18 protein-coding genes are annotated in these 22,874 nt (G+C 45.3%); 11 read left to right on the top strand and 7 right to left on the bottom strand.

Annotation, left to right across the window (positions count from 1 at the left end):
- The 11 genes from MGMO_RS14625 to MGMO_RS14570 form a co-directional block, all read left to right on the top strand.
- A partial coding sequence (locus tag MGMO_RS14625) for a hypothetical protein (RefSeq protein WP_235557300.1) occupies window positions 1–497 on the top strand: 497 nt, incomplete at its 5' end.
- Between the two features lie 79 nt (window positions 498–576).
- Window positions 577–1,401, top strand: a complete 825-nt coding sequence (locus MGMO_RS14620; protein WP_152976377.1) for a hypothetical protein — start codon at window positions 577–579, stop codon at window positions 1,399–1,401.
- A complete protein-coding gene (locus MGMO_RS14615) occupies window positions 1,391–2,689 on the top strand; it encodes a DUF4350 domain-containing protein (RefSeq protein ID WP_023495832.1) in 1,299 nt (432 codons plus the stop codon). Before MGMO_RS14620 ends, MGMO_RS14615 begins: the two co-directional genes overlap by 11 nt.
- Entirely contained in the window at window positions 2,686–3,654 is a 969-nt protein-coding gene (locus MGMO_RS14610) for an AAA family ATPase (RefSeq protein WP_023495831.1), read from the top strand. Before MGMO_RS14615 ends, MGMO_RS14610 begins: the two co-directional genes overlap by 4 nt.
- Before the next feature lie 356 nt (window positions 3,655–4,010).
- On the top strand, window positions 4,011–4,952 hold the full coding sequence (locus tag MGMO_RS14605; RefSeq protein WP_161808504.1) for a DUF58 domain-containing protein: 942 nt from the start codon (window positions 4,011–4,013) through the stop codon (window positions 4,950–4,952).
- 75 nt (window positions 4,953–5,027) lie between these two features.
- Window positions 5,028–5,798 carry an RDD family protein gene (locus tag MGMO_RS14600; RefSeq protein ID WP_023495829.1) on the top strand — a complete coding sequence of 257 codons (771 nt, stop codon included), beginning with the start codon at window positions 5,028–5,030 and terminating at the stop codon, window positions 5,796–5,798.
- Window positions 5,799–5,806: 8 nt separating this feature from the next.
- On the top strand, window positions 5,807–6,796 hold the full coding sequence (locus MGMO_RS14595; RefSeq protein WP_023495828.1) for a stage II sporulation protein M: 990 nt from the start codon (window positions 5,807–5,809) through the stop codon (window positions 6,794–6,796).
- A 737-nt stretch (window positions 6,797–7,533) separates the two neighbouring features.
- Window positions 7,534–8,124 carry an NAD(P)H-dependent oxidoreductase gene (locus MGMO_RS14585; RefSeq protein WP_023495827.1) on the top strand — a complete coding sequence of 197 codons (591 nt, stop codon included), beginning with the start codon at window positions 7,534–7,536 and terminating at the stop codon, window positions 8,122–8,124.
- A 121-nt stretch (window positions 8,125–8,245) separates the two neighbouring features.
- Window positions 8,246–8,680, top strand: coding sequence for a YeeE/YedE family protein (locus tag MGMO_RS14580; protein WP_023495826.1), 435 nt, complete (start codon window positions 8,246–8,248; stop codon window positions 8,678–8,680).
- Window positions 8,677–9,090: a DUF6691 family protein gene (locus MGMO_RS14575; RefSeq protein ID WP_023495825.1), complete on the top strand. Its 414-nt coding sequence runs from the start codon at window positions 8,677–8,679 to the stop codon at window positions 9,088–9,090. The genes MGMO_RS14580 and MGMO_RS14575 overlap by 4 nt, the downstream gene beginning before the upstream one ends.
- On the top strand, window positions 9,062–10,108 hold the full coding sequence (locus MGMO_RS14570; protein WP_036308250.1) for a S1 family peptidase: 1,047 nt from the start codon (window positions 9,062–9,064) through the stop codon (window positions 10,106–10,108). Before MGMO_RS14575 ends, MGMO_RS14570 begins: the two co-directional genes overlap by 29 nt.
- A gap of 24 nt (window positions 10,109–10,132) precedes the next feature.
- Here the strand turns inward: MGMO_RS14570 and MGMO_RS14565 are convergent, their stop codons facing one another.
- The 7 genes from MGMO_RS14565 to tssM all read right to left on the bottom strand — a co-directional run bounded on the left by MGMO_RS14565 (window position 10,133) and on the right by tssM (window position 22,825).
- Window positions 10,133–11,425 (bottom strand): serine/threonine-protein kinase, encoded by a 1,293-nt coding sequence (locus MGMO_RS14565; protein ID WP_023495823.1) that lies wholly within the window; start codon window positions 11,423–11,425, stop codon window positions 10,133–10,135.
- Window positions 11,426–11,654: 229 nt separating this feature from the next.
- Window positions 11,655–13,388, bottom strand: coding sequence for a serine/threonine protein kinase (locus MGMO_RS14560; protein WP_023495822.1), 1,734 nt, complete (start codon window positions 13,386–13,388; stop codon window positions 11,655–11,657).
- A 143-nt stretch (window positions 13,389–13,531) separates the two neighbouring features.
- On the bottom strand, window positions 13,532–16,603 hold the full coding sequence (locus tag MGMO_RS14555; protein ID WP_023495821.1) for a caspase family protein: 3,072 nt from the start codon (window positions 16,601–16,603) through the stop codon (window positions 13,532–13,534).
- On the bottom strand, window positions 16,585–17,610 hold the full coding sequence (locus MGMO_RS14550; RefSeq protein WP_023495820.1) for an OmpA-like protein: 1,026 nt from the start codon (window positions 17,608–17,610) through the stop codon (window positions 16,585–16,587). The genes MGMO_RS14555 and MGMO_RS14550 overlap by 19 nt, the downstream gene beginning before the upstream one ends.
- Before the next feature lie 189 nt (window positions 17,611–17,799).
- Window positions 17,800–18,525, bottom strand: a complete 726-nt coding sequence (locus MGMO_RS14545) for a PP2C family protein-serine/threonine phosphatase (RefSeq protein ID WP_023495819.1) — start codon at window positions 18,523–18,525, stop codon at window positions 17,800–17,802.
- Window positions 18,526–18,533: 8 nt separating this feature from the next.
- Window positions 18,534–19,286: a type VI secretion system-associated protein TagF gene (gene tagF / locus MGMO_RS14540; RefSeq protein WP_023495818.1), complete on the bottom strand. Its 753-nt coding sequence runs from the start codon at window positions 19,284–19,286 to the stop codon at window positions 18,534–18,536.
- Entirely contained in the window at window positions 19,268–22,825 is a 3,558-nt protein-coding gene (gene tssM / locus MGMO_RS14535) for a type VI secretion system membrane subunit TssM (RefSeq protein WP_023495817.1), read from the bottom strand. Before tssM ends, tagF begins: the two co-directional genes overlap by 19 nt.
- Between the last annotated feature and the right edge of the window lie 49 nt (window positions 22,826–22,874).

The raw sequence follows: 22,874 nt of genomic DNA, 5'->3' as shown, positions 1-22,874 counted from the left end.
TGATACATCGTGTTGATAGCTTAGTGCACCAACAAGAAGACAGTTTTTCCGATGGCCTAAATGTTGGCTTCAAAACAATTTTACCAGTGTTTATAGGGTTTATACTCTATACAATAGCTGTAATCGGCGGATTTATACTGTTAGTGATCCCAGGAATTATCGTTTCGTTATCTATGGTGCTTTCTATCTATTTTATTGTGCTGGATTCCTTGGGTGGTTACGCATCCATAAAGGCAAGCCATAAACTTGTTTGGGGACATTGGTGGAAGACCGCAACAGTGTTCACTATTCCCACTATCATCATTTGTATCCTTTACGGCATATTTGGCGCATTAGCCGCTTATATGGGTACAGACAAAAAATTAGCAATTGACATTACCATTCAAATTATTTCGGCATTTACCACGCCTTTCCTTGTCAGCGTAGGATACGTCCAGTTCCATGACCTAAAGCTACGCAAATCAGGTTCCGACCTTGAAGTCCGTTTGGCAGGATAATATGCGTTGGTTGTTGGTTTTGTCCTTAAGTTGCTTGACAATTAATGCCTTAGCGAATGAAGCCCTTTCCACCGCATGTTTGGATATTGCCAAGAGTCAGGCAAAACAAAATATTGACCTCCCAATAGGTTGCCCAGGCTTATTTAATGCCCTGCAAACCCAAGGTTTGATTGCGGCTATAGAGCCACAATTAATGGAAACTCTAAGCGTGGGGCAACTTGAGTTTTTGACGGTTAATTCCGAAGCAGCACGGACAGGACGGCTAAACCAAACTGGCCTTGACCAATTACTTGCCAGCATTTTGACTAAAGACACGGCTAACCCAGAAAATGAATTATGGCAAGCAGTCCTGAAATGGCTGGACACCCTAAAAACAGGGGATTATGAGTCGGAATATCGGTGGTTTGTTCGTTTTATGGAAAAAGTTTTACCCTCTGAACAAACGGTGCGGTATTTTTTCTATTGCTCAATGGCGCTATTGGCTGTTATTTCGGTATGGTTCTTGGCGACAGAATGCCATCGAGCGGGGTTATTTCATAAAATTTTGAGGAAATCCAATTCAACAAGTCCCGCTCTTCTTGGAAAAGAAAGCAAAAACAACACCATGAATGGAGGGTTAACATTTAGCAACCCTTTGCCGAGGCAGCAAATTGCAGCATTGCTTGAACAGGTGATTTATCGGTTGGTAGAACAAAAAGTCGTTCCGGGGAATCCAACATTGACTTATCGTCAAATGATACCGATTGTCTTTCAACGGGCAGGAGAAGCCAGTGAGATTTTTACCCGTCTTGTAATTCAAGCCGAGCCCATACTATATGGAAATCGCTTGGTTAATGCACAAGGGCTCGATCAATTTTATCTAGATGCCCAAGCTCTATTTGGAAAGTCACCACATGAAAGATAGGTTGGTTACGCTTGCAACAGCCCTGGCGGCCCTAGCAGTGGTTATCTTTTTGTTTTCTCCACACAATAAAGGTAATGAAAACAAAATCTCCTTGCCGACTACTGAAGATGGCGGTAGTGATGGCCTAAAGGGATTATTCACATGGTTACAAAGAGAAAAATTGCCCGTCATAAGTTATCGAAAAAGGTATACCGACCTCACCAAGGATCGATCATTGCCAAAATCTGGTAACGTCCTTTTCATACACGTACCCACGACAAGAGAAATTAGAAAAACCGAATGGGATGCCTTGGCCAGTTGGTTAGACATGGGCAATAGCTTAATTATTTTGGGTGCCGTATACCAACATCCTTTATGGGCAAGCCGTGAAGATTGTTTCTGCGATGTTAAACAGTTTTTGTCGCAATTTAACTGGGTACTGGAAGGTGAATCAGAAAAGGTGGACGAAACGGCAAAACGTAAGCCGAAAGAAACCAAAAATTTTCGGGAATCTATTGAGGCGGCACAAGAGAATGTAAAAGCCCGTCTGCCCCAAGAAAGCAAACTGCCAGCCATGCCAATCACGCCTTTGCTGGACGGTGTAAAAAACATTACCGTACGTACCACGCCGTTCCTGTTAAACAAACGATGGTCATTGGGTAGCGATGACAACTCTAACCTTGCACTCCGTTTGTTCGACTTACCCGATAATAAAGTTGCAGCAGCTTGGTTGATGAATGCTGGTTCAGGACGGATTGTACTGTTTCTGACCCCAGATGCGCTCAGCAATAAACATTTGAATCAATCGGATAACGCCCGCATGGCAGGCAACCTGACCAATCAATTTCTTTCGCCAAAGGGACGGTTATTGTTCGACGATTACCATTTTGGTCTTTCCGAACTATATGACCCGGATAGCTTTTTTAAGGATGCTCGGTTACATAAAACGCTAGCTTGTTTATTTTTATTTTGGTTGTTTTATGTGGTGGGCTACACCACACGTTTAGCCCCGGTGCGAATGCCGATCACCAAATTGTCCGCCAATGACTTTATCGAAGCTATGGCCAGTTTTTTTGCCCGCAGACTCGACAAACCAACCCTGGCTGAGGCAATGGTCAAACAATTGATAATCGATATTTATAAAAAAAGACGATTGCGGGATGAAAACGATGCATGGTTATGGTTAGAAAAACACAGCCAAGTTACCCGTGAACAACTTGTCTTATTAAAAAAAGCACAAACGCGCCAAAATGTTCCATTGCTTCATACATCAAATATCATTTCAGACATCAGGACTTTAACCTTATGACATACAGTGCTGCACAAAACCTAAAAAACCACCTGTACCTGGAAGTTGGTAAAGTTGTCTTTGGCATGGAGGAGACGTTACATGGTTTAGTCATCGCGTGGATTGCTAATGGCCATGTCTTGCTTGAAGGTGTACCCGGTTTGGGCAAAACACTTTTGGCTAAATCTTTTGCACAATTAATGCACGGTAGTTTTGGCAGGGTCCAAGGCACTGCCGATTTAATGCCATCCGATCTCACTGGCTTGCATATATTCAATCCTGAGAAGAACGGCTTCGAATTTGTACCTGGCCCCCTGTTTAACGATGTAGTCTTAGTCGATGAAATCAACCGGACTGGCCCCAAAACCCAATCAGCATTGCTGCAAGCGATGGAAGAGAACCTGATTACCTTGGATAGAAAATCTTATCCATTGGCGGAAAGCTTTTTCCTGATTGCGTCCCAAAACCCGTTTGATTTTGAAGGCGTTTACCCTTTGCTGGAATCCCAACTTGACCGATTTTTGGTTAGGCTGACCCTGTCCTATCCCGATGTGGCCACCGAAATTTCCGTGTTAAGCCAATATGATAAACCTGGCGGCGGGCATGCCACCGCGGTGCAACAATTGCAAGCCTTGCCAGGGTCCATTTTGCAATCGGCTCGTACAGAAGCGGCCGCTGTGCATATTGAAGAGGCATTATACCGCTATACGATCCTCTTGGCTGAAGCCAGCCGTAATCACCCAAGGATTAGTTTAGGTTTATCAACTAGAGGGGCATTATCAATAATGCGGTGCGCACGTGTAGAAGCGGCATTGGCTGGACGTGATTACCTTATACCGGATGACATTAAAAACGTCGCCCCCTTGGTCGTTGGGCATCGTTTATTGTTAACCTCTGAAGCCATGTTGGAGGGCTACACGGCTTTACAGATTTTTCGGGAAATAGAGGCCCAAGTCGCAGTGCCAAGGACTGGGGACTCGTATTAATGTCCCTGTCGCCATTAACTCTCATATTCATTGGTTTAATAGTACTGCTTGCAATTTTCGGTATTTGGATAGGTGCACCAGTTGATGGGCTTTGGCGCGTGCCAACAGCATTCCTCATTATTTTCATAGCATTGGAACGCGTTCGGTTAACTGCAAATTATACAGTACAACGCCAATTACCAACCAACCTAGGCCTGGGTGAAACTATTCTTTGTATTGTAACTGTAAATAACCAGTCCAGCCTAAAACTCACAATTGAAACCCAGGCCGATTATCCCGATAGTTTAGAAACTGATAACGCATTAGAAAGGTGGCTTTTAGGAGGCAATGAAAGCAAAACTCGGAATGTTTTGATAATGCCAACACAACTGGGTGAATCGACCTTGGGCAAATTGTATTTGAAACAGCTTGGCACATATGGCTTGTGCTGGTGGGTTCGTGCTATTGACGATCATGTTAATTTTACTGTCGAACCCGTCAGGCTTGAGAAAAATATCAATTTGCCAGGAGGTCAAAATTCCGGAAACCATAGCCGTAACTTTCTTCACAACACAGGGTTTGATTTGCTTGATTTACGCGACTATCAACTGGGCGATTCATTGCGTAGTATCGATTGGAAAGCCACCGCCCGTCGCGGGAAGCAAGTCATTCGCCGTTTTGAGCGCGAACACCGGTTAGAAATTGTCGTGCTAATCGACTGCGGAATCAGTAGCCGTATACACTGCCAAGGGTTAGATCGTTTACACCACTACATCAATATAAGTTCAAAATTCACTGAGTTTGCAGCCATGCAAGGAGACAAGGTTGCTTGTATCGCTTATGCCCAACAAGCATTAGGGAGAGCGCCAATGTCTGGGGGTATCGGCGCGGTTAAAAAGGTACGCCATCTGTTAAGTCGGTTATCGGCAACAAACGAAACAGCCAATCCCTTAAATGCAGCATTGGAAGTCAAACAATTACTTAAACACCGGGGATTAGTCATCTTTTTAACTGAAATTGAACAACCAGAAGCAGCTTCCCAATTGATACAGGCAGGACAACTGTTAGGAACAAAACATCAAGTACTCATCGCCACTTTGGAAGATCCGGAGACATCAAAGGCACTTGCTAATAAAGCACAGCAATGGCTCGATCCTTATCGGCAATTTGCAGCCTTAGAATACCAGCGAGGCAAGGAAATGACACGGATGCAATTACGGCGTAACGGAGTTGCTATTGCGGTCGGTTCAGCCAAGCACCTTGACCAGCAAGTGATGGCTTATTATCAAAAAAAGCGTGACATAATCGGTAGCGCATGATGATAGCCATTATTGACCGCCTAACGATGGGTAATATTAGCCATCCCTTTCATCAAACCCACTATTGATTTTTATATGAATAATGCCAATCCCAGCCAAGTTTCCACTAAAGAAGACTTTTTACTAGTCCAGTCTTTAGAAGGAATGGATTATCGAATGGAAATCGCGGGCATGGGGGCAAGGTCACATGCTTTTATCATTGATTGGCACATCCGCCTGTTACTGGCCATAACCTGGATATTGGCGGTGGGTTTCGCGTTATATTCAAAAGAAGAAATTCGAACCTTATTCAAGCATGAACACCTAACAACGCCACAGATGGTTTTATTGATACCGGCGGGGATGATTTATTTTTTTTATCATATTGTGCTTGAACTCGTGATGGTTGGGCGTACACCCGGCAAGGGCATGGCCGGTGTGCGTTTGGTGACTTTGCAAGGACGATCCCCTACTATTGGCGCCATTTTATTACGAAATGTATTTAGGCTGGTAGATTCATTGCCGGGTCTTTATTTCATTGGTTTATTGAGCGTTGCTTTGACGCGCAACCAAGTCCGCATTGGCGATTTGGCTTCCGGTTTACTCTTAGTGTACGACAATACGGTCAAGCCCAAAACATTTCGCCAAATAACTAATTTGGCAATCCATTCAAATTTGAACCCCGAAGACCAGGAGTTGCTTCTAGATTTACTGAATCGTTGGCGAGAATTATCAAAAGAAACTCGGAGTCGACTCGCCCAACAATTTCTATGCCGTATAGGAAAGCCTTTTGAAATCCAGGGACCGACAAAAAAAACAGATCAGGCATTAAAAGCCGCCCTAGAAAATTTGCTTAACCACCCTTGATCAAAGCTATGGCAAATATACAACCTGACACTAATGCCGCCTTAAGTCAGTGGCTAATGGCCAAAAAAGCGGGCTGGGAGGACTTAGAGAACAAACTTAAACCCAATAAAGCTGCGCCGATAAGCCCCGTCAATGAAGCGTGCGAAATATTGTCCAGTTATAAGGCCATTATGACCGATTTGTCGTTATCCCGGCGCGTCAATGGCGATACGTTAATCACCCGTTACTTAGAAAATTTGTTTTTAAAGACGCAAGAAGAAATATACCGCCCCAGCAATAACCTATTTTCCCGTATTATCGATTTGTATAACCTGGAAGTTCCCGTCTTGATGGGCCGATTAAAAAACTCGATCATCAGTGCTTTTTTGATTTTTGTCATAAGCATCGCAACAGGATGGTTTTTGATAAATAGTTTTCCAGATTTGATAAGCTTGATTGCCGCACCCAAAATGATAGATCAAGTTCAAAGTGGTCGCTTGTGGACAGACGGCTTGCTCAACGTGACGCCATCTTCAATGTTATCCATAAGCATAACCGCTAATAACATTACGGTCTCGTTATTCGCTTTCGCAATGGGTGCTTTTTATGGTCTGGGTACTCTATATATCATTGGCTTAAACGGCCTTATGTTAGGCGGTATTTTTGCCTTTACAGCCAGTTACAGTTTGGGAGAAAGGCTGTTTTCATTCATTATTGCCCATGGCGTGGTTGAATTGAGCGTTATCATCATATCAGGGGCAATGGGCCTTGAATTGGGTGAGGCATTGGTTCGTCCCGGTAGCCGAAACCGAACCCAGGCATTTCAAAATGCGAATGCTAACGCTGGGAAAATATTGTTTGCGGCTACACCTTTTTTGATTTTTGCGGGTCTAATCGAAGGTTTTATCTCACCCGACCCAAGCTACGGATTAACCGGACGTATTTTAATAGGGGTCTGTAGCGGAATAATTTTTTGGCTAATCATGCTTTTTGGGTTGCCCTGGGTTTCACGAAAATAGACAGACATTCTTAGGTTTTTGAATTAAGTATTTGGAAATTATTCTTCAACTTCCACTTTGGTATTGTTGCCGAACATCTTTTTAGGTGTTTGGGGGAATATCATCATTGATGGTCTTCTTTCAGAAAATTTGAAAGTTTTCCTCTTGGTCTGCATTGGGTCGTATTAGTCAGTTCATTATTGACAAAGAATAAAAAATCGACTGGCTGCTTTGGATAATTCTGGGCGGCTTTTTTATGGGATTTTAGATGGCTCTTCTGTAACTAGCAATTGCTCAACTTTGTTGGTGCTGTGCGCCGCTTCCAGATGTTTGGCAATATGGCGTGCAAGTTTGTCGTCCTCATGTTTTTCGGACCTGCCAAGCCTGATGTTTTCAGGGATAGGCTAATATTCGATGTTTGATAAGTTCATGGCCGTATTCTCATTCAATTCAATCGTTTTAAAATAAAACCCCTGCTGACTGGACTACTCTGAAAATTTGGGTCATCATTGATTTGGATCAACAGCCTTAAAATATCGAATGTTAATCTTGAAATGTCAAATTTTTGGTTGTTCGTGAAGCGGGTTGTTTTTACAAACGCCGCTTTAATCAAGACTATTGAGCCGTCTGGGTTAAGTCTGTCGAAAGATGGGTTGGCCACGGCAGGATTTTTCTGAACGTAGCTGAAGGGTTGGGCCTGAACGAAAGTCAAGTTCACAAGGTCGAATCAATGGGTGCAATTAATCACGGGGGAAATTATGGCGGCTAAACAGATTGTCATCATTCAGGGGCATCCTGATCCCGCAGGTAATCGTTTTTGTCATGCGCTGGCAAATGCTTATTTGAATGGGGCGAAGCCATCGGGGCATAGCATTCAGGTAATTGACATCGCTAAAATCGACTTCCCCGTATTACGCACCCAAGCCGATTTTGTTCAAAGCGAAGGGCCGGCAGCGATTAAGCAAGCACAGCATTCCATCCAGTCATCGCAACACCTCGTCATTATCTACCCATTATGGCTGGGTACCATGCCGGCCTATTTGAAAGCCTTTTTCGAGCAAGTGTTTAGGCCCGGTTTTTCCGCAATAAAAAGCACTGATGAATCCCCCTGGGAAAGATTAATAAGCGAGAAAACGGCACATATTATCGTTACCATGGGAATGCCTGAGATTATCTATCGTTCGTATTTCCTAGGCCATGGCGTAAATAGTCTGGAAGGAAATATCCTAGCATTCTCCGGGATCAATGTTGTTCAGCAAACCTTGATAGGGAGTGTTGACTCGGTTGGTGACACCGAACGGCAACAGTGGCTTGCTAAAATAGAACTTGCGGGACGCGCTGGCCTATAAGGATTGTTTTAATCCATTGCATAGGATTTATTTAGTTATGATTGAGCTGTCCTGATGAGGGATTGTTAGTTACCTGATTTTTCGCCATTTACTCACAGCCAGTCAAATTTAGGGGTGCATTATGGAAAATTTTACGCCTGTTTCGGCATTTTCAGGCGGCCTACTGATAGGGCTCGCCGCTACCCTGCTTTTATTGTGCAATGGACGGATTGCCGGCATCAGCGGCATCATGGGCGGTTTAATCAATGCGACTAGAGCAGAATTGTTTTGGCGTATCGCTTTCCTGGCGGGTATCGTTTTAGGCGCATTTCTATTCAATCAGTTAAGGCCTGATTTTAATCAGCCACGCGAAAATTTCCCCATCTGGCTGCTGGCATGCGGCGGCTTCCTGGTCGGTTTCGGTACGCGCATGGGCAATGGCTGTACGAGTGGACATGCGGTGTGCGGAATTGCCAGGTTCTCCGTGCGTTCGATGGCGGCGACAATAACCTTTATGGTTAGCGGTTTTTTGACGGTTTACCTTATTCGTCATGTACTTCAATGGGTGGCAACATGAAACTGATCGTTATTGCACTAATCAGCGGCATACTGTTTGGTGTGGGTCTCACGCTTTCCCAAATGACCAATCCTAACAAGGTGATAAACTTCCTTGACCTAGCAGGTAATTGGGATCCCAGCTTGATTTTCGTGATGCTCGGTGCGCTTTCTGTGACGTTGGTTTCCTTTAGCAAGATTCTAAAACACCAACGGCCACTGTTCGATAATGAATTTTACCTGTCAAGCAAGACAGCCATTGATAAACCACTGCTCATCGGTGCTGCCATTTTTGGCATAGGGTGGGGGATTAGCGGCTACTGCCCTGGGCCTTCTGTTGCGGGGTTGGGGTTAGGTCATATTGAGGCCGTCGTGATGGTTTTCTCAATCTATATGGGCTTTATTGTCCATCGGTTTGTATCAAAAGGTTAATTCCGCCTTGAAACTTCTATTTTTTATTGTTCGAGTCATTTTGACCAACTGCATAATTTGTTACGGGTCAGAGTCGGTAGCTGGTGAATCAATCGTTTGTCTGCAAACTGATTTTAGGGATGGAATCCCTAAGATTGGAACCGGTTTTTTTATTTCGCCTTCATTAATAGCGACCGCTTCACATCAGGTGACTGACCCTAGTTCAGTCCCAGTCAAAATTACCGCATATCTTGATAGTGGTGCTGCCATAAAGGTAAAGCTCCCTGTCGTAGCCCAAGGTGAAAAGGTGGCGATACTTATTGCCCCTGATGCCATACAAACCAACTATCTCTTATTACAAGACAATATCCCAGATCAAGGGACTAAAGTTTCCGCTGTAGGTTGCCAAAGGGACCTGAAACAGTTGACGCAGGAAGGCAAAGTCACGTTTTCTGGAAGCAATACCAATGACCGGCAGAGTGAATATGCCGATCTGATCGCATTAAATCTCCCCATTAATGTTGGTTTTAGTGGCGGCCCGCTGCTTACGGCAAACGGTAATGTCGTGGGTATTATTTATGGATTCGACGAACGGTCGGAAAATCTCAGTTATGCCATACCGGGGAGCAAATTGTTCAAGATAATGGCAAATGAAAAAGTTGCGGATTATAGCAAAACGCTTTTTCAGCAGGGTGATCGTGCGTTCAAACTTAAACAATACGAAATGGCAAAAGAATATTTTGCTGAAGCGGCACAACATCAGGCTGATTATTTTGAGGCCTACATTTATTTAGGGATGACTTTATTTAAAATGCGACAGTTTGCGGCAGCCAGGGATGCGCTGCTTGAGGCCATAGAGATTGAAATGGATTATCCTTTGGCCTACTACCATTTAGCGGGTGTGTACAGGGAAGGCCTATCGGATCGACTTTCTGCAAGAAATGCATACCGCCGTTATTTGGAGCTTGATCCAAAATCCAGTGATGCCGTCCAAGTTCAAAAATGGCTTGAAGAAATAGAGCGACCATTGCCAAAGTGATATTACTCCTGATGTTGTGAATAATCAGGATTTGTTCCGGGTGTCTTTTTTCGGTAACTCGACGGTGATGGGCAATTCTTTTCCGGGTTGGACTTCCACTTGTGTTTCTTCCTCTCCGTAGCCGTTTTTCTTGAAGACCAGGGTGTATTTCCCTGGGGGAAGGTCGGTTTTTATCGGTGTGATGCCGATAAATGACTTGTCTTTCAGCAATACCAAGGCAGCTTCTGGTGACGATTGGATATTAAGGTAGCCAACTTCAAGTCCTGTTGATTGGTCAGGTTTAGGGTTTCCGCTATTTCCAACGGTTGCACCTGTCTCAATCCCAGCGATTGCGCTGTCACTTGATTTTTTATACCCATGTATCGCCGTAAAAATACTGACCGCCAAGATGGCAACGCCGGTAACACCTAATAACCCAGTTTTGTACCCAGAAAAACTCGTTTTATCCGGTGCTTTCTTACTTTTGTCCTTATAGGGCCAACGCCGGAATAGTTCGGCTGTGTCTTGGGGGCGGTTGGCAGGGTTCGGTTGCAACATAGCGGTGAGTTGTTCCCGAAACTCGGCAGGGACGGCCGTCAAATCAGGAACCTTAAGGCGAGCCTGATAAGCAGTTTCCATCGAATTGCCCATGTTTAAGGGCTTGCCAGTAATAGCGCCCGCCAAAATCAAGCCAAAGCTGTAAATGTCGGAATAGGGGCCGATTTCACCGCCAAACAAACCAAATTGTTCAGGCGCGACATAACTGATTTTACCGGCATAAATGGAACCCAATATGGTGCCAGTTGAGGGGTCGCGGCGTTTGGCAATCCCGAAATCAATCAGCTTTGCCTCTGCGACATTGCCTTCAGGGAGGATAATATTGTCGGGCGCCAAGTCCCGATGGTAAATGCCTTTGGCGTGGACTGCCGCCAAGCCGTCAGCCAGTCGGTTGCGGAATCGCCACACTTCATCAACAGTGAGCGGGCGTTCTTGCAGCAATTGTTTCAGCGACGGCCCTTCTACGTACTCCATCACCAAGCAGAGGCCATGCCTTCCATCCCGCTGAAACCCCTCGTAACTCACGATGGCATCGTGGCGGATGCTACGTAAGGTTTGAGCTTCGCGCTTAAACAATTCGAGTACGTCGATCCCTTCTACTTCAAACCCTGGCTTGATGACCTTGATGACGTGCTTGGTGTTCAATTCCCGATGAAGTGCGAGATAAGTCCATGCCATCCCGCCACTATTGAGAAACTTCTCAATTTCGTAAGTCCCCAGCAACAGCGTCCCTATCGGAATTTGCGATGGTTGATAAATACGGGTTTCTTCGTCAGACATTGGAATCCAAATTTTTTAGATTAACTATCTTTTTGAAACCAATATGTTACCTTAAAAGAAACGAAGGGTACGAAGAAAAATAATGATTCAAAAAATCTCTGAACATGTTCTTTGTGATTAGCCTTACATTCGGCATTTATGGCGAATAAGCGTAACGTATTTGCGTCAGATGACGGACGGTCAATCAATAGAGGTAATACGGCTGCTTTATGGGTTAGTCGCACACAAATTATTGTGGTGAAGTTTCAATCGTCAAATATTGTGCAGTTGTTGGTTCATTTTCAGGCCGGACTGCCGCTTTCAAGTCTGCCAAGTAGGTTTCGGTGAGTTCGTCCTCATTCCGTAGTTGCTTAAATAATGCTGCAGGGCTGGCGATTACGCTGACTATTTCTGTGCCGTAAGGCGGCGAAATCTGCCAGCGTTTAGCTTGCTCGGCTTGGCCGATTGAAAGGGCAGTGTTTGGTTCACTGCCAATCATTTGCTCCAATTTTGTAGGGTACATGTGCAAAACATGGCCATTAAGCTGAAAATAATCCACATAAAGGTAAGCGGTATAATTTGGTGCGCTTACATTCATTTCCAGGTAATCGTCCATAACATAACGGTTATCTTCCGCACCCGACCTTACTTTTAACCCGTAATCATTCTTGTCATTAGCTGAATTGAGCGGAGATAGTAAAGCGACCACATCACAGAATGTGCCATTCCACGCTTTAACGCCATGAGAATCAATTGTTCCTTTCCCAAAAGCCTGTGCCAAGTCATCGTTTAAGCGTTGTATGTCAAGTGCTTGCAAGTAACCTCGCACAACTAGCGTGCCATCGTTGTTGGTTTCTGTAACCAGGGAAGCGCAAGGGTATTTTGCCAAAAGATTGACTAAATTTTCCTTCTTGTTAAGTCGCTGTACGATGTACCAGCCAGAGCCAATGAATGCCATCAGTCCGAGTCCAATCAGGGCAAGCCACTTATTCTTTTGTGGCTTATTGCTGGTATTGGCCAATTCTACTTTTCTCGGGGTTTTCGTATTGACTGTCTTATCAACAGGAATGCCTTCATTAACCGAAGTCAATTGGACTGTGTCTGACGTGCTAGGCATTATCACAGTCGCGTCATCTTCGGCTGTGTTAGATAGCGACTGGGCTTCAGCCATCGCCAAGGCCAGCGCTTCAGAAAACGCTTTTGCAGATTGAAAACGGTCATCTGGGTGTTTTGCCAACGCCTTACTAATGATCCGATCCAAAGCAGGGGAAACCTGTTGGCTTAGTTGAGATGGATTGGTCGGGGTGACATGCAATACCTGTTGGAGCGTCCCCATCATGGTTTCGGCCTCAAAAGGCACTTTTCCGGTCAACAAGTGGTAAAACACTACCCCAGTAGAAAAAATATCGGCACGATGGTCAATACGTTCTCCTAAACATTGTTCAGGCGACATATATTTCGGCGTGCCCATAATCATGCCAGTTTGAGTGATCGACGAACTTTCTATTTTAGCGATGCCAAAATCGGCAACCTGAATTTGCCAGTTTTGCATGACCATGATATTCGCGGGTTTGATATCACGGTGCACAATGCCTTGTCCATGGGCGAAATCCAATGCGGCGAGCAGTTGCTGCATGATGTGGTGCGTGGTAACCAAGTCAAACTTGAATTTTTCGTCCAAAAAATCTTTGAGTTGCCGTCCTTCAATGAATTCCATAATGATAAAGGCAATGTCCTGTTCTTCACCATACTCATAAATAGAAACAATATTGGAATGTTTTAGGCGACGACCCGCCAACACTTCGTTCCTAAAGCGCTTGAGTTGCTCTCCCGAGTCGTCCTGCTCCAATAACTGCTTATGGATAACCTTGATGGCTACGGTTTGGTTGATGACTGGGTCGTAAGCCTTGTAGACCGTACCTACAGCACCCTTACCCAATACTTTTTCGATCTTGTACCTAGAAATATTTTCCAACTGCTGCATGGTGGCTTATTGTGGTGAAGACAGGATTAAAGGCACTGTGTGTATAGTACAAGGCATATCATCCATACCTATTTGCTGTCTGCAATATTACCTAAAATGAAGGGGAGTGGGGCAGTTATAAAATTATAGTGCTATTCGTGGTCTCAAGACTTTACGTCCGCCAACTCAAAAATATCCGATCCCATAAAAAACCAGGTTGCTTCCTGGGAATGTGACGGATCAATTTTTTTGGCTTCTTCAGATACATGTTGTTTGGCATACGCGGACAGTTCCATAACATTGACACGATTGTCCTTATTGCCGAGCAATTCAAGGTCGGCCTTGCCGTTTAATGCGTCCAGTAGGACTGCCGTAAATACGCCATGCCCATCTTTACCGTCCAAGGCTTCTTGGTCGTTGGCTGAACCGGCAAGCACGAAACGGCCTGTGCTTTGCCCTAAAGCACCCGTCCAGGTCGCGTCTTGGTTGCGCCGCATGACCATGTCTGAGCTTGCCAGTTTCCCCGCGTAGCAAGAATCAATTAAAACTGCCACCCGCAAGGTATGGAAATTTGAGATCAATTCAGACAAGGTCGCGTCAGATAAGGCATTGGCTTGAATATCATCATTCACCGTGGTCTTTAATTCATAGGGAATAAAATAATAATGCCCGTTAATGACAGTGCCATGCCCGGCAATATAGATAACCACGACATCGTTGGGTTGAGCCTTTGATGAGATGGTTTTTAGGTTATCTTCAATATTTTTTCGGGTCGCCTGTTCGTCAGCCAATAGCTTTGGTATGACTTCCTTGAAACGGTTGTGTTGATTCTGCAACAGCGAATTGATGCCCTCCGCATCATTCACGGCATTGACAAGCGCATTGATCCCCGTGCTTTGGTATTTGTTGATGCCTATACTTAATACGTATAAGGACGGTTTGCTTTCTGACACTGCATCATAATGGATGACCAAATTTATTTGTTCATTGGATTGTAACGATTTGTTCACATCAAACGCAGACAGCGTAATGGGGTTGTCGCCTGATTCCAAGAAGATTTTTTGCTCATCCCGATAAGGTCCTTTGATGGCGTTGCTTACCCGTAAACCGCGTGTGGCGACAGTTGCACCACTTCGTTTTAACACAATATTGCCTATTCCGCTGCCTTGGTCGGTAAATTCATAGCGCAATTTAATTTCGGGCACTTTTACGTTTATGGTGTTACTTTCGGCTAAATTGACATCATTGCATTGTTTGTCGTCACACCACGCCAAAGACTTAAGCATCGGTGGCAGGTATTTTGAAACCACTGTTTTGGCATCTTCCCTATTAATTTCATCAGTCAATATCGATGCGCTATAGAGTGTTTGGGAGACTAGGTCTGGCCTGTAGAAATTGCGCTGAATTTGATCGGACGAAACAAAAGTCGGCGTTGCGGTGTGTCCCCTGTTTATGTGGTATCCAACAAAACTTGAAGCCATTGTGTGGGATTGCACAACTGGACGTAACCCTCTTCTTACAACATTTTCTTGGCGATGCGGCGCGATTTCTGTTGAATGGTCGAAATAACCATCGGGTGTCCAGGCTACCCAGCGGTTGTCCGCCGTAATAAATAACGCCATTGCTTCACTGGCATCGTTGACATTAAGCCAATGTACAGTGCCATCGCCTAAAGCCGCCACTACATAACGCCCATCCCGTGTGAGGTTTACTGCCAAAGTTGGTGATTGTTGAGGAATATTCCATAGACTCTCACCGTTTTTGAATAGCCCTAGCGAATAGTCCGCGCCAATCACGACCAGCGTTCCGTCATCTGAACTTGCAATTGAACGGGAATATTCGTTATCACCTAAAATGATCGGTTTTCCGTTCAAAGTAGGTTGCATGGAATCACGCCAATTTTTGGCATTCGTAGGTATTATAGGCGAAAACAAACCCTTATCTGGTTCTGGGTTCTCAGCCAACGCACGTTCCAGGAAGCTGAACTTAACGGGTTGCTTGCCGCCTTGCGCCTTACCAATCTCCAATACAGTCCCGTCCTTGGATAATGCGAACTTGCCTTCATAAGCATTGCGGTAATCGGGGATAAGTCTGGGCTGTGCCACGATACCCTGGTTATCCAGGCTGACTTTGCCTATTAAACCTTCGGCGGTAGCGTAGGCCAATTCGTTATTGTTGAATGGCAGAAGATCAGTAATAGAATCCTTGGCTACGGCCAGATCTGATTGTTTCCCAGTTTTCAGATTCCAGGAATGGATATATTTATTTCCGGACGGGTCGCCATACGTTCCGGCACCGAAAAGTGTGTCGCCAAACCAAGCCACTGAAGAAAAAGCGCCATGTGTTTTCTCGCGGGAACTAAATTTATTGCTCAGGGTTAAATCCTTTAAAGACACCACCTCTATTTCATTGGCGTCCAGTGTTCCAATGGCAGCCTGTGTCTGGTCAGGCGAGATTGCTATTCGCCATGGTCGCTGTTTATTGGCTAATATGTGTTTCGCAATCAGTTGAAATTTTTGATCGTACACCCGAACACTGCCATCAAAACAGGCAGTAATAAACCTGTTGTCTGCCATATATTCAATTGCAGTAATACTGCCTGAACAATCATTATTCTGAGTTGCCAAAGACTTAGCTGCTTTATCAATGACCGACAGCACACCCGTATTGGTACCAACCGCAAGATATTTGCCATCTTTAGAATAGTTCAGGGCATGAATCGTGCTTGGAATACCAGGTATACTGCCTACGATTTCACCGGTATTGAGATCAATAAAATAGATAGTGGCCGTACCGTCCCAACTCATTCCCGTGCTGCCCCCAACAGCGGCAATATCTTTTGTTGGGGAAGTGGCAATCGCGTAGAGCGCACCTTCACTTTGTGGACCTATCGGTACGCGCAAGACCTTTGAAGGTTCATCAATTGCAGTCCACAAACGCGCGGTTTTATCATCGGAAACGCTGACCAATTGCCCATTTCGGGTCAGCGAAATTTTATTGACTATAGCGGAATGAAACCCCGTTTCTATCTTCAGGATAGGCTCTGATACGGTCGTGTCCGATGGTTTGTCATTTTTTGGGGTAGGCCTTGATCTTGTTATGATGGACGGTTTTGTTGAAACGGAAAAAAACGCTTCGACATTCTTAAGAACCGAGGTTAGCGTATCAGTTGAGGAAGCCCAGATAATCAGGGCTCCCGTCACCAACAGAAAAGTAATTAAAACAATACGGAGCATTGTTTACCCTGGCCTTCCAACCCAGAAACCAAATACGAGCCACCCGTATAAGGGAACAAAAGCAGGCCTAAATCACCTTGCGGTTTCAAGTTAAAGTTATTGTTCAAAGCCGTGTGTTTTGCCGTATTGGTCATACTGTTGTACTGATTGGCTTTCACGATGTTAGTTTCAGTTGGGCCAATGACTGATTTGGATTTATCGGATATTTGGGCTTTGGCGGTTTCTTTGCTTGCGGACGCATTTTGCAGCTGTGTAACTGTAGATTTTGATGATTGCTTGTATTTTTTACCCTTTTTCCCAGATGTAGCGATTTTTGTTTCGGTTTCAGATGCGGCGGAAGATTGGCTTGCCCCTTTCAGGTTGTCGGTATTCGCTTGTTCACTTTGCACAGCCGCCAAATAAGGCGCGACAGACGGGTCTTCTTTAACCAGCTTGCTCTGGAATTCCGTGGACCGTTCTGACATTTTCGCGCCAATCCTTTCGGCAATCACAATATCTTCATTGAAACGCATTTTCAGGTCGCTCAGTTTCTTGAGGGCATCTTGTTCCGTAATTCGCCCCACCTTAAAGTCTGACCGCACTTGATCAGCCGCCTTAAAGCGGCATTGGCTCAAACTGTTAAAGGCATTAGTCGCCAAGTCAATTTGTTTGTTTTCGCGGTCCAGGCTGTCGTAAAGCGTTTTTAATAGCCCCACACCCGCACCAGCGGCAGCGCCGATGGCTGCGCCTTTCCCTATGTCGCCGCCCGAAATGGCGGAGATAATAGCACCAGAAACCGCGCCTGCTGCGGCTCCGCCCAAGATATTGGTGACGCTTTGTTTTGCAAAATAATCCTCAGTTCGCCGAAGGTCGCCACGCGAGTCTGCGCAAATATCGCCCTTATCTTCCGAGTAAGTGCCGCCAAGGGAGGCGCATCCCACTATCAGGAGCGAACACAGGAACGCCGTAACAACAGGTTTCCAATCAAAGTCTAGGGTTAAAAAACGAATACCCCATACAGTTTTCATAAAGTTCCCCTTATGTTTAGTTAAAGATAGTTATTAAATTCAATCCTGAAATTAATTTAATGGTGTGTCAATGCTTTTCTGGGCTGAAAGGTAAGCGGCTAAACGCTATAATTGACCGATAACCACGGGCAGAAAAGCCCCGCACGGATGCAAAAACATCGTTAAAGTGACATCCCCCAAAGCTTTATCTTAGCCTCCTATAAATTGTGTGAGTGCTATCGTGACATTGTCCCGTGCGCCACGCTGCAGGCAAAGATCCAGTAATTGGCCTATGGCCTCTTTAATGGCGGTTGTTTGTAGTATGGCTTCGATTTCCGCATCGGCGAGTTCTTTATTCAGGCCATCGGAACAGAGCAGAAAAATGTCGTTTGGCCTGGTTTCCTGTATTTTAGCTTCCAGGAAGAATTCTTCTTCGCTGCCTACGGCATGGGTTAAGGATTGTGCAAAAGGATGTGCTTTTGCCTCATCGGCGCTAATGCCATTTGCAAGAAGGAAGGATTCATAATTATGGTCATTTGTTATTTGGTTCAGTTTGCCGTTACGAAAAAGGTAAATTCGGCTGTCGCCAGACCATAAAGATACGCAATATTTCCGGTAATTTAGCAAGACCGCAACGGTGCTTCCTATGATTTCATTTTTGCCGCCTTTTTTTGCCAACCGGCAAAGGGCCTGGTTTACGTCTTGCAGTTTGCGATGTATAGCCGAGACGGTGGTCCCGATAGTTTTCTCCGGGGTAAATGTCAACAATGCCTCAACAATGGCGCCGCTTGCATATTCACCGTCCTTATGCCCACCCATGCCGTCTGCAACAAGGCATAATTGTTTTTCGGGTAAATCCAAAAACGCATCTTGGTTTATCTTCCTTATTTTTCCGGTGTGCGTTACCCCATAAGATTCCCAATGGCATTTTGTCATGGCCGAAATCAGGATGGTATGGCATAACGTTTACCTTCCCAGCCCCACTGTTGCCAGTTACCGTCGAACATTGCCGAAATGCCGTCAAATGACGGAAGGCCAGTGCAAATAAGTAGCGACGGTTCGACATGATCTGAGCCCTGCGTCCACCACACACTATAAGCAAGGCAATGGTCTTTAAGCAGTCTGTCCAAGATAGCGGACAATATTTCTGGCAGCGAACTAATAGAACTGAGCGGTTGCCTCAAGGAGGTTGGGAAGGCCAAGTCATTCATTTGATTTGTAAATGGTTCGGACTGATCGGATGGCATGCTGACCGTATTTGGAGTCAATTGGCAGACGCTTTGGTAAAAATTTTCCAAGTTAAAATCATCATTCAAGCAAGAGAGTATCAGCAGTTCAACTTGTTCAAACCAGCTATTGTTGCTTTGTAAAGCCACAAAAGGGTTGACCGCCGAAGGATTGTTCAGGCTTATGGTCATGGGGTAGTACCGTCCGACCTTATCAACGCTGGGCATCATTGTGCCCATCCAGGCCAAGTCTCCACATATTCCAGGCGACAGGACAAAACGGTACAGGGGGCTGGTCAGGTAGTAGTCCAACCAATTGTTTCCCAATTGTTGTCGGCTGGTATGAATGGCTTCCTGTAACCAGACATCCCAAGTGCCAATAAATGTATTGGGCAATCCCCTGCTGACAAAGTCCCCGTGTTTGGGCACTTTCCCGTGATAACCGACTACATTTACAGGTTCGGTAGGCACTTAAAAGCTTCCAAATCCGATAGTTGAAAAGGGTTGATGGCGCTGTCTGCGCGTAATTCAAATTTTGCTTCGCGTCCGTCAATGTTAAAGGTCATGATAAACATTGTTGGATTTGAGGTGCGGCTGATTTGTGCCTCATCAAATACTCGGAATAACGCCCAGGGGCCTTCTTTGGACAGTCCTGAACTGCCAGGAATAGGGGGTAGCATTTCTATACTGACTTGACCGGCATTATTTGGGCCAGGCCATTTCATCGAAACTGGGCGCACGGGCCCGTGGTCGTAAGTGAGTTTCTGGCCGTCGACATCCAGTACGAAAGTGGTTATCTCCGTGCTCATTGAAATAGGTTTGAGCTTGAAACTGACCGCAGGGGATTGTTTGCCCATGCGAAAAAAAATGTTCTTGATGGTGTCCGCGAGTTGAAATTGTGCCAATGCATCGGCAGATATGGCGGGATCAGCGGCACCTCGGGTATTCCAAGTCCAGTTTTTTGTGCCTTTTTCCACTGATGCAGCAAGGTATTTGGTGAAGAAATCATCCATGAGGCCAGCAGGGCCAAAGAACGCAGTAAAATCTTCATAGGTAATTTCCCTAGGACTCTTATACATGGGATAAAGCCCTTGTATGGCCTTATTGCAGAAGGGCAAGACGGTAGAACGCCACATATTGTTATAGTGCTTTTTAACGCCGCCGCTGACCAAGTCACTGCTGTCGGCTGCGATAGTGTCGAGCATATCTTTTAAGGGGAAAGGGTTGCGCTTTCCTTCCAGTTTGACCTTATCGATTATCTCAAGGCTTTGTTTGCGTTGTTCCGTAGCCAGTTCCTCACCGCTGGCGTGTAACAAGGAGTTTAGGTAGACATACAATTCATTCAACACGGCAAGGGACTGATTCAGGGGAGGCTGTCCGCCAGGTTTGCCTTGGACGAGTTCATGCAATTCCTTAAAATGTTCCGTGACCAAGTTGGTGGTGATTTCTGGCGGTGCTGCCGAGTGTGCATCGGGTGTTGAGCTGATAATTTTTTCTAGCATATTTCCGGCGCTGGTAATTTTGCTGCTGGCCTTATCCAGTAAATTGCTGTTCTTTTCGGCAAGGCAAGCAAAGCTGGTTTCCTCGTCAACCGCTTGTAGCAATAGTCGTAACGGAGAGTTTTCACCGGCGACGATATTCAACACTTCCACCATTTGGGTCTGGCTGGAAAACGGTTTAAGCTGGATGTCGGCCAGTAAATCGTCCCATTGTTTTATATAATCATTCAGGTATTGTTTCAGGACGTTTTCGCGCAAGGCTTTTATTTCTGCATCGTTCAGCTTCACGGACTCTGTCGTTCCCAACACCCAGTTGTCGGCGACTTGTTGGTCTATCAATTGCGTATTATTTTTCAGGAAAACATCCTTGTAACCTAGGCAGGTAAAAAACCCTGGAACACCTCGGGTAAGGGGTTCACCGCTTTTATTCGCCAATACTAACGGGGCATCACGTCCGGCTTTTTCGCTGACAGCGAAATCTTTGATTCCGCTATTGGCCAGTTCTAATTTCATCCGCGCATAAACCCGCTTCGCAATTGGGGTATTTTCCAATATTTCTCGGGTTTGGCTGATCAATGTCTGGTTTAAAGGACGAGGCAAAGGTACTGGGCGTGTAGCCAGCAAGGTATTTAAGTGGCTGACTAGGGATTGGCGTTGTTCGTTGGGGACATCAAGGGGCAAATTGTGCGTCCAATCAAGGGTAAGCCATGAGGTGACCGCATCCTTGTTATAGTTCTTTTCATCGTTGAACATCAAATAAACTTTGAGTGTCTCCAAGAGGTAATCGCTGTTATTGCTGTTATTTTGGAGTTGTTGCTCCAGTCGTGAGAGCAAACGTGGCAGAAAGACGTCTTTAAGCAGCTTTTGATAAAGGCTTATAGAAGCGTTCCCCAGTTTATCGCCTTGATACAGGCCAAAGCTAAGTCCCCAAGGTGTGCCTTCTTGCTGGTCGGTATAGCCCCCTGGCAAATTCCTCACTTTATCCAACAATGGCAATAAAGGTAAGGGATCGGTTTCATCCGGATCAAGCCGATTGACATCTTGTTGCAGCCCCTTGACTTGCCCGGCCACTTCCTGGATATAGGCCTTATTGCCCGCATAACTGAATAACCATATTGACGCCATGATTGCGCTAAATACAGCGATAGAAACGAATGCACCACGTTGCAGCCAAGCCCGTTTCTTTTCCAATTTTAAGTTTGTGCCAGCCAAGCCATGTTCAGCAAAAATGACATGGGACAACAAGCGGTTGATGAAAAAGCTTTTGCCCTGATTGCCGGTATTTGGAAGATTTTGGCGGTCTAGTCCAAAGCTATTTGCCAGCGAACCCATAATCCGATCTATGGGTGAACCTTCCTGAGTCGCACTCGTGAAGTAAACCCCACGCAATAAAGTGGCGTGTTCATATCGAGTGGTTTGAAAAATTTCATTTAAAAATGATTGCGCCAGTTCGCCCAACGAGTTGAATTGTTGTGGAAAGGTATAGATAAGGTTACGCCGATTGCCGCCCTGTTCTCGCTGTAATTTATCGATCAATTGATTTTGTAATTGTTTTCCCAAAATATTGAATTCTTCGGTAAACTGTTCGACCGCATTGGCTTGGGTGTCTTCCTCTAGTTTGAAGGTGGTTCCCCAAATCTGTCCACGTTTATCATTATCTAAGTCATCGAAATATTCTATAAAGCCAGCCAGCAAATCGCATTTGGTAAATAACAGGTAGACGGGGAAACGAATATTAAACCGGTCATGTAATTCCTGGATCCGATTACGGATTGAAACAGCATGGGCATGTTGCTCTGCCTTGCTTTGCTCCAGTAATTCGGTAATGCTAATCGCTATAATGACCCCATTTATAGGTCGTCTCCTGCGATATTTTTTCAGCAGGTCAAGAAAACCTAACCAAGCGAGTTGGTCAGCCTTTTCATGGCTGTCCTGCGTTGTATAACGTCCCGCAGTATCCAAAAGCACGGCTTCGTCGGTAAACCACCAGTCACAATTCCGGGTGCCGCCTACCCCACGGATAGCATCCTTTCCGAAGCGGTCGGATAAGGGAAATTTCAGGTCGGAATTCTTCAATAAGGTCGATTTGCCTGAACCTGGCGGGCCAATAATAATGTACCAGGGCAGTTGATAGAGGAATTGCCGTCCAAAATGGCTGCCTAACTGGCTTTTCTTGAGAATATTAAGCGCATCTTCCATGCGTTCTTTGAGGGACTGCAATTCGTCGCGGGAAGTCAGTTCGTCCGCACTCAGTGCCGGTTCATTGCTGACTGACATGGCGCTCAACACTTGGTCATTTCGATTTTTTGCCTTGAGGTACGACCCTATATGTGCCACCAACCAATAAGCGATGACGAGCCCTATCAAGACCCAGCGGTTTGTTTCAGGGGCTAGCGGTTCGTAGTCTGCAAATGCTATGAAAGGCCCTAAAAACCAGATCAACAACGCAATAGCGATAACGCCAAATAACGAGATGAGCCAGCGTTGCTTGAAAAAATTAAGTAGCTTCATCAATGTATGTATCCTAGTTCAGTCGCTAAGAAATTGTTTGAGTGCATGT

Origin of the sequence: Methyloglobulus morosus KoM1 (genome assembly GCF_000496735.2) — a bacterium.
Classification (GTDB): domain Bacteria; phylum Pseudomonadota; class Gammaproteobacteria; order Methylococcales; family Methylomonadaceae; genus Methyloglobulus; species Methyloglobulus morosus.
This window is presented reverse-complemented; position numbering and strand designations above follow the sequence as displayed.

What these genes read in the sequence shown, in the direction of transcription:
- MGMO_RS14555 (WP_023495821.1), bottom strand. Translation starts at nt 16,603, where the DNA reads ATGCTCCGTATTGTTTTAATTACTTTTCTGTTGGTGACGGGAGCCCTG.
- MGMO_RS14565 (WP_023495823.1), bottom strand. Translation starts at nt 11,425, where the DNA reads ATGTCTGACGAAGAAACCCGTATTTATCAACCATCGCAAATTCCGATA.
- MGMO_RS14560 (WP_023495822.1), bottom strand. Translation starts at nt 13,388, where the DNA reads ATGCAGCAGTTGGAAAATATTTCTAGGTACAAGATCGAAAAAGTATTG.
- tssM (WP_023495817.1), bottom strand. Translation starts at nt 22,825, where the DNA reads ATGAAGCTACTTAATTTTTTCAAGCAACGCTGGCTCATCTCGTTATTT.
- MGMO_RS14550 (WP_023495820.1), bottom strand. Translation starts at nt 17,610, where the DNA reads ATGAAAACTGTATGGGGTATTCGTTTTTTAACCCTAGACTTTGATTGG.
- MGMO_RS14595 (WP_023495828.1), top strand. Translation starts at nt 5,807, where the DNA reads ATGGCAAATATACAACCTGACACTAATGCCGCCTTAAGTCAGTGGCTA.
- MGMO_RS14545 (WP_023495819.1), bottom strand. Translation starts at nt 18,525, where the DNA reads ATGACAAAATGCCATTGGGAATCTTATGGGGTAACGCACACCGGAAAA.
- MGMO_RS14615 (WP_023495832.1), top strand. Translation starts at nt 1,391, where the DNA reads ATGAAAGATAGGTTGGTTACGCTTGCAACAGCCCTGGCGGCCCTAGCA.
- MGMO_RS14600 (WP_023495829.1), top strand. Translation starts at nt 5,028, where the DNA reads ATGAATAATGCCAATCCCAGCCAAGTTTCCACTAAAGAAGACTTTTTA.
- MGMO_RS14580 (WP_023495826.1), top strand. Translation starts at nt 8,246, where the DNA reads ATGGAAAATTTTACGCCTGTTTCGGCATTTTCAGGCGGCCTACTGATA.
- MGMO_RS14605 (WP_161808504.1), top strand. Translation starts at nt 4,011, where the DNA reads ATGCCAACACAACTGGGTGAATCGACCTTGGGCAAATTGTATTTGAAA.
- MGMO_RS14585 (WP_023495827.1), top strand. Translation starts at nt 7,534, where the DNA reads ATGGCGGCTAAACAGATTGTCATCATTCAGGGGCATCCTGATCCCGCA.
- MGMO_RS14575 (WP_023495825.1), top strand. Translation starts at nt 8,677, where the DNA reads ATGAAACTGATCGTTATTGCACTAATCAGCGGCATACTGTTTGGTGTG.
- MGMO_RS14610 (WP_023495831.1), top strand. Translation starts at nt 2,686, where the DNA reads ATGACATACAGTGCTGCACAAAACCTAAAAAACCACCTGTACCTGGAA.